Raw genomic sequence first — 12,255 nt, forward strand, 5'->3', positions numbered from 1 at the left:
ATGAATTTTCACGAAGTGAGATTTCCCGCAAGTCTGAGTTTCGGCTCAGTCGGAGGGCCCGAACGGCGGACCGATATCGTGACGCTTGCAAATGGTTTTGAGGAGCGGAACACGCCCTGGGCGCATTCCCGTCGCCGCTATGATGCGGGGTTGGGAATGCGATCACTGGATGACATCGAAACCCTGATCTCGTTTTTTGAAGCGCGGCAGGGCCAGATGTATGGATTCCGTTGGAAAGACTGGTCTGACTACAAATCCGGCGCGTCTTCGGCCGATGTGGACAAAGCCGATCAGATCATCGCACGGGGTGATGGGAAACAAACTGAGTTTCAGTTGATCAAGACTTACAGTTCGGGCGGGTTCAGCTATGTGCGCCCGATCGTGAAGCCGGTACTTGGAACGGTGAAGCTGGGCCTCGAGCAAGATGAAATGCGCGAGGGGACGGACTTTGAGATTAATCTCGCTAATGGCGTGGTTACCTTCGAGAATGCGCCACCCGATGAAGTTGAGATTACGGCCGGTTTTGAATTCGATGTGCCGGTGCGATTTGACACCGACAAGATCCAAACCAGCGTTGCGAGCTTTCAGGCAGGAGACGTTCCGAATGTCCCTGTAGTGGAGGTGCGGGTCTGATGAGTGGTGACAAACAGGGATTGCAGACCCATTTGGAAAGCGGGTTGACGACGACCTGCCGGTGCTGGGCGATCAAACGCACCGACGGAGAGGTTTTTGGCTTTACCGACCATGACATGGAATTGAGCTTTGAGGGGGTGGCCTTTCGGGCAAGTAGCGGTTTGACCGCTGCCGCGATTGAGCAGGCAACCGGATTGTCGATCGACAATTCCGAGGCCATGGGCGCTCTGTCGGATGCCGCCGTCCGCGAAGAGGACATCGAGGCTGGCCGCTTTGACGGGGCCGAAGTGCGGGCGTGGTTGGTCAATTGGACCGCGCCCGAGCAACGTGTGCTGCAGTTCAGAGGAACGATTGGTGAGCTGCGGCGTGGCGGTGGCGCATTTCATGCCGAGCTGCGCGGGCTGACTGATCTATTGAACCGACCCATGGGGCGCATCTATCAGAAACCTTGCACCGCCGTTCTTGGGGATAGCTCGTGCCAGATCGATTTGAATAAGCCGGGTTATTCAGCCGAGGCAGAGGTGGCCAAAGCCGAAGGCGGAACTTTTTTGGTGCTGCGCGGCGGAATTGAGCCCTTGGACCATTGGTTCAAGCGGGGAAGGTTGGATGTCCTGTCCGGTCAGGCCAAAGGGTTGTGGGCATCTATCAAACTAGACCGGCGGATTGAGGGCGGACGCGAGGTGACTTTGTGGTCTGGCATCAATGCGCCGGTGGCGGCGGGTGACCGGGTTCGTTTGTTGGCGGGATGTGACAAGGCCATGAATACCTGCCGGTTAAAGTTCAACAATCTTCTGAATTTTCAGGGTTTCCCGGATCTTCCCGAAGAAGATTGGGTGATGGCCGTGCCCAAATCCGGCAAGCCCAACAAAGGGGGTAGCAGGAGATGAGCGTGTCACAGCAAACCATCGTCGCCGAGGCCAAGCGTTGGCTCGGAACGCCCTATGTCCACCAGGCCTCGGTTCGGGGGGCGGGGGCGGATTGCCTGGGCCTCTTGCGTGGTGTGTGGCGCGCCGTCATGGGACACGAGCCAGAGGCAGTACCTGTCTACAGCATGGATTGGTCGGAACCACAGGGTGAAGAGCGCATGTGGGCCGCTGCACAAAGACACCTTGTCGAAAAGAGTGCGGCCGACATGCGGGTCGGCGATGTCCTTTTGTTTCGGATGCGCGACCAGAGTGTGGCCAAGCATCTGGGCATCGTAAGCGCTGATGGTGCAGTGCCGCGCTTCATCCACGCATATTCCGGGCATGGCGTTGTCGAGAACACATTAAGCGATCCTTGGCGACGCCGGGTCGTCGCTTGTTTTGAATTCCCGCTGGAGAATGGCTGATGGCTACTATCGTTTTGTCTGCAGCAGGCGCTGCAATCGGGGGATCCATTGGGGGGACGGTCGCGGGTCTTTCAACGGCAGTCATCGGTCGCGCCATTGGCGCAACTCTGGGCCGCGTCATTGATCAGCGGTTGATGAGTCAATCGGTTATGGGCGGAGGCAGCGAAGTTGTCGAGACTGGCCGCCTCGATCGTTTTCGTCTGACCGAGACCGGCGAAGGCGCACCGGTATCCACAACGTTTGGTCGGATGCGCGTTGGTGGGCAGGTGATCTGGGCCTCGGACTTTCTGGAGACCAAGAGCACGTCGACCCAAACCCAAACGACGGGCGGTGGCGGCAAAGGTAAGCCGAAACAGCCACAGGTGACAACGACCACCACCACACATACCTACAGCTATTCGGTATCACTGGCGATTGCGGTTGGCGCCGGCATAATCTCGGATGTGGCGCGGATCTGGGCGGATGGAGAAGAAGTTGAGAGATCTTCTCTGAACATGAGAGTCTATCATGGTGGTCCGGATCAGCTACCAGATCCTTTAATTGAATCCATCGAGGGCACGGGTCAGGTTCCAGCTTATCGCGGCACTGCATATGTGGTGATAGAAGATCTGCAGCTGGGCTCGTACGGGAACCGGGTGCCGCAGTTCTCGTTCGAGGTCGTGCGGCAGGAACAAGGCACCATGCCCCGCTTTACCGACGCGCTGTGTCAGATCATCAAGGGTGTGGCATTGATGCCGGGCACAGGCGAGTATGCGCTTGCCAGCACTCAGGTGAACTACACCAAAGGACAGGGTCGCAGCTGGGCTGCCAATGTAAACTCGCGCTCTGGGCGTCCTGATCTGGTGACGTCCGTCAGGGCATTGCGGCACGAATTGCGTGAGTGCCGGGCGACCTCACTGATCGTATCCTGGTTCGGTAGCGATCTGCGCTGCGGTCAGTGCAAGATCACCCCCAAGGTAGTGCGCGGAGATGTAGACGGTGAAAACATGCCGTGGAAGGTTGCGGGTCTGACCCGGCACTCTGCTCAGGTCGTCAAGCACGAGAATGATCGGCCGGTTTATGGAGGTACTCCGGCGGATGACGCTGTGGTGCAGGCTATTCAGCATCTGCGACAGTCTGGTCAGCGTGTCATGTTCTACCCGTTCATTCTGATGGACCAGTTGAAAGGGAATGGTCTGCCCAATCCCTGGTCAGAGTCAGGAGAGCAACCGCATTTGCCCTGGCGCGGGCGCATATCTTTGAGTGTGGCTCCGGGACGCGCGGGATCGCCCGAGAAGACAGCAACAGCCGATGCACAAGTGGCTGCATTCTTTGGCGGCGCCCGAGCCAGTGACTTTACGGTCGCAAATGGCAAAGTCTCGTATCACGGTCCGCAGGACTGGGGTTTACGACGTTTCATCCTGCACAATGCCGCTTTGTGCAAGGCGGCGGGCGGAGTGGAGTCGTTTTGCATCAGTTCGGAAATGCGCGGGCTGACACAGATCCGGGGGGCGTCTGGGTTTCCAGCGGTGGCTCAGTTGCGGGCGCTGGCAAATGAGGTTCGTCAGCTTCTTGGGCCTAATACCAAGATCGGCTATGCGGCGGACTGGTCCGAATACTTCGGTTACCAACCCGAGGATGCCAGTGGCGACAGGTATTTTCACCTCGATCCTTTGTGGGCAGATGCAAATATCGATTTCGTTGGGATCGACAACTACATGCCAATCTCAGATTGGCGGGACGGCGATACGCACGTGGATGCAAAGGCCGGTGTCCATTCAATCTATGATCTGGACTATTTGCGTAGCAATGTCGAAGGCGGGGAAGGCTACGATTGGTTCTATGCATCGCCAGAAGAAGCCAAAGCCCAGATCAGAACTCCGATCAAAGATGACGAACACGATGAGCCCTGGATCTGGCGTTACAAGGATCTGAGCAACTGGTGGTCCAAACCGCATCACGAGCGGATCGGAGGCGTCAGGCAGGCGACGCCGACGAGTTGGGTGCCAGGATCAAAGCCGATCTGGTTTACCGAACTGGGGTGTGCGGCCATCGACAAGGGCACGAACCAGCCGAACAAGTTTCTGGATCCCAAATCGTCGGAATCAAGTTTGCCACGCTATTCCAATGGAATGCGTGACGACTTTATGCAGATTCAGTATCTGAAGGCCGTATTGGGCTATTGGAACACACCTCAGAACAACCCGGTGTCGCATCACTATGGTGGCAGGATGGTTGATATGTCGAATGCCTATGTCTGGGCGTGGGATGCGAGACCGTACCCGACGTTTCCCAACCTTGGTTCACAATGGAGCGACGGGGTCAACTATGCCCGTGGGCATTGGCTGAATGGACGATCAGGATCGCGCTCATTGGCTTCGGTTGTAACGGAAATTTGCCATTATGCCGGTGTCACGCAAATCGATGTTTCCCGCCTGTATGGTGTTGTCCGCGGGTATGCGGTTGAGGATGTGATGGACGCGCGTGCTGCGCTGCAGCCGTTGATGCTTCGCTATGGATTTGACGCTATCGAGCGTGATGGAATTCTTCATTTCCGAACGCGGGGCGGGTTGGGGGTACAGGAGATCACCCCGGACAAAATGGCGATGAACTCGGAAATTGAAGGCACGGTTGAGTACCGTCGAGAAGCTGAGGCGGAAATGAGCGGCCGTGTGCGCCTGAGGTTCGTGCAATCGGATGCGGACCATGATGTAGTGGCAGAAGAGGCAATTCTGCCCGACGACAAAACCCATGCCGTGTCCGTGAATGAGATGCCGTTGTCGATGACACGAGCTGAAGGGCGTCAAACGGCTGAGCGCTGGCTGAGCGAAGCGCGAACATCGCGCGAAACAGCCCGGTTTGCCTTGCCGCCGTCTTTGTTGCACTTGGGTGCGGGCGATGTGGTTCGATTGGCAGGGACGGGCCAGGATAAGGGGGCTCTCTACCGTATCGACCGGCTGGAGCAGGCCGAGATGCAACTGGCGGATGCAGTTCGGATCGAGCCGAGTGTCTATGCACCCTCGGACCTGCCAGATGACGAGGTAAAAGCCAAACCCTACAACGCCCCGGTACCAGTGCTGCCCGTATTCATGGATCTGCCATTGATCACAGGGGCCGAAGTCCCGCATGCGCCATATCTGGCTGTGACTGCTGATCCGTGGCCCGGTAATGTCGCAGTTTACGCAGCCGCGAGCGACGAGGACTATGTGTTACACGAACTGATCTCGGGTCAGGCAGTTATCGGCTTTGCTGAAACTCCGCTGTTCAAGGCTTCTATGGGGCTTTGGGATCAGGGTAGTCCGCTGCGTGTGAACCTGATCGACGGTGTTTTGGAATCGCGCCCTCGGTCAGCATTGCTGAACGGTGCCAATCTGGCCGCCATAGGAGATGGCACGACAGGAAACTGGGAGCTGTTTCAGTTTGCGAATGCAGAACTGAAAGAGACCGGAGTTTACGCGCTGTCCGGGCGATTGCGGGGGCAGTTGGGTACAGACACCGCGATGCCCGATGTATGGCCCGAAGGTTCGATGTTCGTATTGCTTGATGAACGGATCTATCAGACTGGGCTTCTTCCGACCGAAAGACGTATTGCAAAGCACTATCGGATCGGTCCGGCCACGCGGGGCTACGAAGACCCGGCTTATGTACATCAGGTCGAAACTTTTCAGGGCAACGGACTGCGCCCCTATGCACCCGCACATCTGAAAGTGAAAAGATCGAACTCGGGAGATGTAATTGACTGGATACGACGTACGCGCATCAATGGAGATGACTGGAGCGGCCTGGACGTGCCGCTGGGCGAAGAAAGCGAGTCCTATCTGGTGCGGGTACGATCCAACGGCGCCGTTCTGCGCGAAGCAGTAACAAGTTCCCCAAATTGGCAATATACCAGCGCCATGAAAACAGAGGATGGCCTAGCAGGCGCCTATGATTTCGAGGTGGCGCAGGTATCCGCAAGTTTCGGAGCAGGGGCATTTGCCCATCTGGCCATCGGATAGCCAATTCTATGCGCCCACTTCTCCACGGAGATGTCAGCGCTGCGGCACGGGTTTTGCTGGCCCTGCCGCAGTCAGAGCGAGACCGAATCTGCACCGAGTTGATCACCGAGGCGGAACTTGCTGATCAGCATGTTGCGCAAACGGGGAAGTTGCATCCGGCCTATGGAAACGGATCGTTGATGGCTGCAGCACGGACCAGAACACTTGCTGATGAACCTGCCTTCGATGATGTGGAGTATTGCCTGTGTTTCGAATTGGTATTGCGCCAAGTGGTCCGGTTTCATGTCAGCCAGAGGCACAGCTGACGCATTTGCTTGCTGCCAGATCAAGCTCCATTCGCCCACGTGGAATTTCATCTCCGCAGTCTTCGCAATACCCGAACTCACCCTCTTCTATGCGGGCGAGTGCAGCGTTTAAGCGATGAGATTCCATGTCCCGCCGTGTCTGCTGTGCCTTGGCCATCGCCTGATTCTGCAACGCGTCCATTCTGCTGAGCCTGCCGATTGCTTGCTGGTCCAGTTCCACAACCGACTGGGCATCTTGTCCGGCGACGGAATTTTGTTCCAGTTCGGCCAGCCGAGCAAGAATAAGCGTTTTGAAATGCTGCAGATCGGTCTCGTTCATTTTTTGTTGTGTCGCACATCAAGGGTTTGCGTTTGGCCTTTTTGAGCCTAGATGGCTATTCTAGGCGCAGCAAAGGATGAAAAGCCATGTTCGAAACGCGCACTCATGTGACCCCAGTGGACCCTGTTTGGGATCGTATCACGTCAGAGGCCCAGGCAGCGGTTGAAAAAGAGCCATTGATGGGCGGGCTGGTGCATGCCTGTATTCTGCATCATCGCAGCCTCGAGCGCGCTCTATCCTATCGCGTGGCCGCCAAGCTGTGTTCGAACGAGATGTCGATGATGGTTCTGCGTGAAATCGTTGACGAAGCCTATGCCGACGACAAAAGCCTGCTTGAGGCTGCGCGCGCGGATCTGATGGCGGTCTATGAACGTGATCCGGCATGCCACCGGTTGCTGCAACCGATCCTTTACTTCAAAGGGTATCAGGCGATGCAGGCCTATCGCGTGGCACATTGGTTGTGGCGCAAGGGTCGTCACGATCTGGCCTATTTCTTCCAGATGCGCTCCTCTGAGATTTTCGGGATCGATATTCACCCGGCTGCGAAGATCGGTAAGGGGATCATGATCGATCATGCCCATTCCATCGTGATCGGCGAGACTGCGGTAGTGGGCGACAATGTATCGATGCTGCATTCGGTAACACTGGGTGGAACCGGCAAGGAAGAGGAGCAGCGCCATCCCAAGATCGGAGATGGTGTACTCATCGGTGCCGGGGCCAAAGTTCTCGGAAATATCGAGGTCGGCCACTGCAGCCGTATTGCGGCAGGTTCTGTGGTTCTTCAGGAAGTTCCTGCTTGTAAGACCGTGGCGGGTATCCCCGCCAAGATCGTAGGAGAGGCTGGGTGCGACCAGCCGTCAATTTCGATGGATCATATGCTGGGTAAAGACCAGTAAAATCTAGTCAGTTAACAAAAAAAGCCGCCTCGATCTTCGAGGCGGCTATTTTGATGTTTGGATTACTGGCTAGGCCAGCATGACCATCGGGTTTTCCAGATTGTCGACGATGGCCTGCAAGAGCTGAGCCCCCAGAGCACCATCAATAACCCGATGGTCGACGGACATCGTCACCGACATCACGGTCGCGACGGTCAGCTCTCCGTCGTCGCCGACAACAGGTTTTTTCAGGCCTGTGCCGACGGCCAGGATGCCGGCATGGGGCGGATTTACGATCGCATCGAAATTGTCGATGCCGAACATGCCAAGATTTGAAACCGCAAAGGTGCCGCCCTGATATTCGTGCGGGGCCAGCTTGCGTTCCCGTGCCCGGGCCGCGAGATCCTTCATCTCGGTCGACAAGGCAGACAGTGATTTGGTGTCGGCATCCTGCAGAACCGGCGTGAACAGACCACCTTCAATCGCAACGGCGACTGCCACGTCCGATGGTTTCAGTTGCAACACACGATCACCTGCCCAAACAGCATTGCACTCAGGGACCTGCTGCAAAGCATTCGCAACCGCCTTGATGATGAAGTCGTTGACGCTGAGCTTTATACCCCGGCCTTCCAGTTGCTTGTTCAACTGGCTGCGGAACTTCAACAACGCATCCAGCTTGATATCACGACGCAGATAGAAATGCGGGATAGTCTGCTTGGCCTCGGACAGACGCGCAGCAATGGTCTTGCGCATGCCGTCGAGGGTAATCTCTTCGTATTCACGACCTTCGTACATCCGTGCAACAGCATCGGCGGAAGGACCAGCCGGTACTGCTGCAGCAGAGGCCGCCGCCGCAGGTGCCGGGGCTGCGGCCGGAGCGACAGCAGTAGCTGTTGCGCCTTCGACATCAGCCTTCACGATACGGCCATGCGGACCCGAACCGGTGATCTGCGTCAGATCGAGGCCTTTCTGAGCGGCAATCCGACGGGCCAAAGGTGAAGCGAAGATACGGCCACCATCGGCTTTGACCGCAGCAGCCGGAGCAGGGGCGGGCGCCTCGGGTGCCTCTGGGGCGGCAGCCTCGTTGCCCGCGGCGGCTGGCGCCGCATCCGGCGCTTTGGTCGATGTGGTCGCGATATCATCCGCGCTTTCGCCATCTTCCAACAGCACAGCAATAGCCGTGTTAACCTTGACCCCTTCGGTGCCTTCGGGGATCAGGATTTTGCCGACGACGCCCTCGTCTACGGCCTCGAATTCCATCGTGGCCTTGTCGGTTTCGATCTCGGCCAGCAGGTCGCCGGAGGAGACGGTGTCGCCTTCCTTGACCAACCATTTGGCCAATGTGCCTTCTTCCATCGTCGGTGAAAGGGCGGGCATCAGAATTTCGGTGGGCATTTCAGTTCACTCCCTCGTCCTTGCAACCATCAGATTTCATCCGGGCGCAATGGGCTTGAATTTCGAAAACAGTGTCATCCTGCAACCGCAGGAATACCGGACCGGCAGCGAACCCTTCGCTACCTTTTGTGAATTCATAGATACCGAGCAATTCAAGTTGCTCTTTCGCTAAGTCGGCTGGTAATCCAACCCAGTGCGGTTCAGCCATAGCTTTCAGCACGTCACTTTCTGCGCGCAGAGTGTTTTGCTCTGCAAACACATAGGTCAGTGTTATGCTGTGGTCTGCTTCTTGGTAAGCTACGGTCATTGCGTTGTTGAGCCAGTCGATTAACTCGCCGGCGGCAAAGCCCAAGACAAATCCCGCTGAGACAAGGAGAGGTGTTTTGAGCTTAGCCATTACTACTACCGGTAGGTAACTTGTTTGACGGCTGCGATCACTTCATCCGTGGTCACCAGCGCCAGTTTTTCGAGGTTAGCTGCATAAGGCATCGGTACATCTTTGCCGGTGCAGTTGATGACCGGTGCGTCGAGATAGTCGAACGCCTCTTGCATCACCACGGACGAGATGTAGCTGCCGACGGAACCTTGCGGCCAGCCTTCTTCGACAGTCACCAAACGGTTGGTCTTCATCACCGAATTGATGATCGCGCCGGTATCCATCGGGCGGATGGTGCGCAGGTCAATCACCTCGGCACTGATGCCTTCCTCGGCCAGCTTGTCGGCAGCTTCTAGAGCGAACTGCATGCCGATGCCGAAGCTGACGATGGTTACATCGGAACCTTCGCGCCAGATGCGGGCTTTGCCCAGCGGGATGGTCAGATCATCAACCTGCGGAACGTCGAACGACCGACCGTAGAGGATTTCGTTTTCCAGAAACACCACGGGGTTGGGATCGCGGATCGCTGATTTCAGCAGACCTTTGGCGTCGGCGGCCGAATACGGCATCACCACCTTCAAACCGGGAATCTGCATGTACCATGCAGCGTAATCCTGAGAGTGCTGCGCCGCCACGCGGGCCGCTGCGCCGTTAGGTCCCCGGAAGACGATGGGACAACCCATCTGACCGCCGGACATGTAAAGCGTTTTAGCGGCAGAGTTGATGATCTGGTCAATCGCCTGCATGGCGAAGTTGAAGGTCATGAACTCGACAATCGGTTTCAGGCCACCAAAGGCCGAACCAACCGCGATTCCCGCAAAGCCATGCTCGGTAATCGGTGTGTCGATCACCCGCTTGCTGCCGAACTCATCCAGAAGGCCTTGCGAGATTTTATAAGCGCCCTGATATTCGGCGACTTCTTCACCCATCAGGTAGACATCTTCGTCGCCGCGCATTTCCTCGGCCATCGCATCGCGCAGGGCCTCGCGGACGGTTTCAGATTTCATCTCGGCATCTGCAGGCCAGTCGGGGGACAAGTCCACCACGGGCGCGGCAGTGGCTGCTGCGGCCGGAACAGGGGCCTCAACCGCCGCTGGGGCAGCTTCGGTCACTGCAGCGGCTGCGGGCGCAGCAGCAGGCAGAGCGGAGACATCTTCGCCGTCTTCCACCAGAACCGCGATGGGGGTGTTCACTTTGACCCCTTCTGTGCCTTCTGCGATCAGGATCTTGCCAACGATGCCTTCATCGACAGCTTCGAATTCCATGGTCGCTTTGTCTGTTTCGATCTCGGCCATAATGTCGCCGGATGATACGGTGTCGCCTTCCTTGATCAGCCACTTGGCCAATGTGCCCTCTTCCATCGTGGGCGAAAGGGCGGGCATGAGAATTTCGGTTGCCATGTCTTATTCGTCCTCTCAGGCGTAGATATCAGTCCAGAGCTCTTCGACCGAAGGCTCAGGGCTTTCTTTCGAGAATTCGGCGGCCTGGTTCACGATCTCTTTGATCTCTTTGTCGATCGCCTTCAGGTCATCCTCGGTCGCGTGCTTGCCGGACAGCAGCAGCTCACGCACGTGTTCTATCGGGTCGCTTTGCTCGCGGACTTTCTGAACCTCTTCGCGGGTGCGGTACTTGGCCGGGTCGGACATCGAGTGGCCGCGATAGCGGTAAGTTTTGATTTCCAGAATGTACGGACCTTTGCCCGCGCGGCAATGTGCAACGGCCTTTTCACCGGCTTCCTTGACCGCCAGCACGTCCATGCCGTTCACGATCTCACCCGGAATACCGAAGGCTTCGCCGCGGTGATAGATGTCTTTGGTCGAGGTCGAACGCGCCTGAGCAGTACCCATGGCGTATTGGTTGTTTTCGATCACAAAAACGACCGGAAGATCCCAGAGCGCCGCCATGTTGAAGGTTTCATAAACCTGGCCCTGGTTTGCAGCGCCATCACCAAAATAGGTGAAGGTGACGCGGCCATTCCCTTTGTATTTGTCCGCAAAGGCGAGACCCGCACCCAACGGCACCTGCGCGCCGACGATGCCATGGCCGCCGTAGAAATGCTTCTCTTTCGAGAACATGTGCATTGAGCCGCCTTTACCTTTTGAAAGGCCGCCCTCGCGCCCGGTCAGCTCGGCCATAACGCCACCCGGATCCATTCCGCAGGCCAGCATATGGCCGTGATCGCGGTAAGAGGTGATGCGCTTATCGCCTTCTTCGGCGGCAGCTTCGAGGCCTACCACAACAGCCTCTTGTCCGATGTAAAGGTGGCAGAACCCCCCGATCAGACCCATTCCATAAAGCTGACCGGCTTTCTCTTCGAATCGACGGATCAGCAACATTTCACGGTAGTAGAGTTTCAGCTCATCCGCCGAAACGTTTGGTTTCTTTGTGGTTTTTCGCGCGGCCATCGTGGCGATCTCCCCCTTACGGCAAGATAGTTTAGCGTTAAACTATCTCATAAAGCATTTGGCGCGATCTGGCGAGGGGAAATGTGACGCGACGTTGCCAGGGCTCTATCGTTGCGATTTTTCGCCTGTCAGATCAGTTGAGTTCTCGCCAGCCTGATAGGTGATCCACTTTGTTTTAAAGCCTATTCGATCATAAAGTGCTCTGGCCCTATAATTGGTTTCAGACGTCATCCAGCGCACGACGTCCCAGCCGTTTCGAGATGCCGAGTCACAGACACTTTCGATCAATAGTTCAGCCAGGCCGAGACCGCGGGCAGATGGGCAGACGAACATGTCATCGATATAGCAACCGATGGTGGCGGGTAGGGGTCTTTCGTATGCGCGAAAGTGAATAAAGCCTACAGCGCCGGCCTCATCGGTGCCCGCGATGTTGCAAAATACCTGCCTGTCAGGGTTTTGGACCCAATCCCAGACACGTGCGCGCATGTCAGCAGTCTGATCTTGCTGTCCGACACGCGCGTAAGCTTCAAACATGCTTTCCCAGCGCGTTCTGTCACCGGGGCAGACGGGTCTGACCCATTTTTGGATTTTTACGTGGTCCATTGTTCTGTCCAAGTAAGGGAAACAGAAGACCTTGAAT

At 56.8% G+C, this 12,255-nt stretch carries 12 protein-coding genes; 6 read left to right on the top strand and 6 right to left on the bottom strand.

Going from position 1 to position 12,255, the window contains the following annotated elements:
- The 5 genes from ACR0CW_RS05805 to ACR0CW_RS05825 are packed head-to-tail and all read left to right on the top strand — an operon-like array spanning position 1 to position 6,245.
- Positions 1-633, top strand: a complete 633-nt coding sequence (locus tag ACR0CW_RS05805) for a phage distal tail protein, Rcc01695 family (RefSeq protein ID WP_480740217.1) — start codon at positions 1-3, stop codon at positions 631-633.
- Positions 633-1,520, top strand: coding sequence for a DUF2163 domain-containing protein (locus ACR0CW_RS05810; RefSeq protein ID WP_480787115.1), 888 nt, complete (start codon positions 633-635; stop codon positions 1,518-1,520). Before ACR0CW_RS05805 ends, ACR0CW_RS05810 begins: the two co-directional genes overlap by 1 nt.
- Positions 1,517-1,963, top strand: coding sequence for an NlpC/P60 family protein (locus ACR0CW_RS05815; protein ID WP_480787116.1), 447 nt, complete (start codon positions 1,517-1,519; stop codon positions 1,961-1,963). Before ACR0CW_RS05810 ends, ACR0CW_RS05815 begins: the two co-directional genes overlap by 4 nt.
- Positions 1,963-5,940 carry a baseplate multidomain protein megatron gene (locus ACR0CW_RS05820; RefSeq protein ID WP_480787117.1) on the top strand — a complete coding sequence of 1,326 codons (3,978 nt, stop codon included), beginning with the start codon at positions 1,963-1,965 and terminating at the stop codon, positions 5,938-5,940. The genes ACR0CW_RS05815 and ACR0CW_RS05820 overlap by 1 nt, the downstream gene beginning before the upstream one ends.
- Before the next feature lie 8 nt (positions 5,941-5,948).
- Positions 5,949-6,245, top strand: a complete 297-nt coding sequence (locus tag ACR0CW_RS05825; protein ID WP_480787118.1) for a DUF7742 family protein — start codon at positions 5,949-5,951, stop codon at positions 6,243-6,245.
- Here ACR0CW_RS05825 and ACR0CW_RS05830 read toward each other — a convergent pair.
- Positions 6,226-6,564, bottom strand: coding sequence for a TraR/DksA family transcriptional regulator (locus ACR0CW_RS05830; RefSeq protein ID WP_480787119.1), 339 nt, complete (start codon positions 6,562-6,564; stop codon positions 6,226-6,228). The two genes, ACR0CW_RS05825 and ACR0CW_RS05830, sit on opposite strands and share 20 nt — an antisense overlap.
- Before the next feature lie 86 nt (positions 6,565-6,650).
- Here ACR0CW_RS05830 and cysE point away from each other — a divergent pair, with 86 nt between their 5' ends.
- Positions 6,651-7,460, top strand: coding sequence for a serine O-acetyltransferase (gene cysE / locus ACR0CW_RS05835; protein ID WP_155151026.1), 810 nt, complete (start codon positions 6,651-6,653; stop codon positions 7,458-7,460).
- Positions 7,461-7,529: 69 nt separating this feature from the next.
- On the opposite strand, the gene ACR0CW_RS05840 is transcribed toward cysE, so the two are convergent.
- The 5 genes from ACR0CW_RS05840 to ACR0CW_RS05860 form a co-directional block, all read right to left on the bottom strand.
- Positions 7,530-8,834 (bottom strand): pyruvate dehydrogenase complex dihydrolipoamide acetyltransferase, encoded by a 1,305-nt coding sequence (locus ACR0CW_RS05840; RefSeq protein WP_480787120.1) that lies wholly within the window; start codon positions 8,832-8,834, stop codon positions 7,530-7,532.
- 1 nt (position 8,835) lies between these two features.
- Positions 8,836-9,231, bottom strand: coding sequence for a hypothetical protein (locus tag ACR0CW_RS05845; RefSeq protein WP_480787121.1), 396 nt, complete (start codon positions 9,229-9,231; stop codon positions 8,836-8,838).
- A gap of 5 nt (positions 9,232-9,236) precedes the next feature.
- Positions 9,237-10,610, bottom strand: a complete 1,374-nt coding sequence (locus tag ACR0CW_RS05850) for a pyruvate dehydrogenase complex E1 component subunit beta (protein WP_480787122.1) — start codon at positions 10,608-10,610, stop codon at positions 9,237-9,239.
- Positions 10,611-10,625: 15 nt separating this feature from the next.
- Positions 10,626-11,615 carry a pyruvate dehydrogenase (acetyl-transferring) E1 component subunit alpha gene (gene pdhA / locus ACR0CW_RS05855; RefSeq protein WP_155151018.1) on the bottom strand — a complete coding sequence of 330 codons (990 nt, stop codon included), beginning with the start codon at positions 11,613-11,615 and terminating at the stop codon, positions 10,626-10,628.
- Between the two features lie 105 nt (positions 11,616-11,720).
- A complete protein-coding gene (locus tag ACR0CW_RS05860; RefSeq protein ID WP_480787123.1) occupies positions 11,721-12,149 on the bottom strand; it encodes a GNAT family N-acetyltransferase in 429 nt (142 codons plus the stop codon).
- Positions 12,150-12,255: the final 106 nt, after the last annotated feature.

Source organism: Ruegeria sp. CH6 (genome assembly GCF_056537005.1).

Bases quoted from the DNA above. Each gene is read 5' to 3' on its own strand.
- ACR0CW_RS05820 (WP_480787117.1), top strand. From the start codon at position 1,963: ATGGCTACTATCGTTTTGTCTGCAGCAGGCGCTGCAATCGGGGGATCC.
- ACR0CW_RS05860 (WP_480787123.1), bottom strand. From the start codon at position 12,149: ATGTTTGAAGCTTACGCGCGTGTCGGACAGCAAGATCAGACTGCTGAC.
- pdhA (WP_155151018.1), bottom strand. From the start codon at position 11,615: ATGGCCGCGCGAAAAACCACAAAGAAACCAAACGTTTCGGCGGATGAG.
- ACR0CW_RS05825 (WP_480787118.1), top strand. From the start codon at position 5,949: ATGCGCCCACTTCTCCACGGAGATGTCAGCGCTGCGGCACGGGTTTTG.
- cysE (WP_155151026.1), top strand. From the start codon at position 6,651: ATGTTCGAAACGCGCACTCATGTGACCCCAGTGGACCCTGTTTGGGAT.
- ACR0CW_RS05810 (WP_480787115.1), top strand. From the start codon at position 633: ATGAGTGGTGACAAACAGGGATTGCAGACCCATTTGGAAAGCGGGTTG.
- ACR0CW_RS05840 (WP_480787120.1), bottom strand. From the start codon at position 8,834: ATGCCCACCGAAATTCTGATGCCCGCCCTTTCACCGACGATGGAAGAA.
- ACR0CW_RS05845 (WP_480787121.1), bottom strand. From the start codon at position 9,231: ATGGCTAAGCTCAAAACACCTCTCCTTGTCTCAGCGGGATTTGTCTTG.
- ACR0CW_RS05850 (WP_480787122.1), bottom strand. From the start codon at position 10,610: ATGGCAACCGAAATTCTCATGCCCGCCCTTTCGCCCACGATGGAAGAG.
- ACR0CW_RS05830 (WP_480787119.1), bottom strand. From the start codon at position 6,564: ATGAACGAGACCGATCTGCAGCATTTCAAAACGCTTATTCTTGCTCGG.
- ACR0CW_RS05815 (WP_480787116.1), top strand. From the start codon at position 1,517: ATGAGCGTGTCACAGCAAACCATCGTCGCCGAGGCCAAGCGTTGGCTC.
- ACR0CW_RS05805 (WP_480740217.1), top strand. From the start codon at position 1: ATGAATTTTCACGAAGTGAGATTTCCCGCAAGTCTGAGTTTCGGCTCA.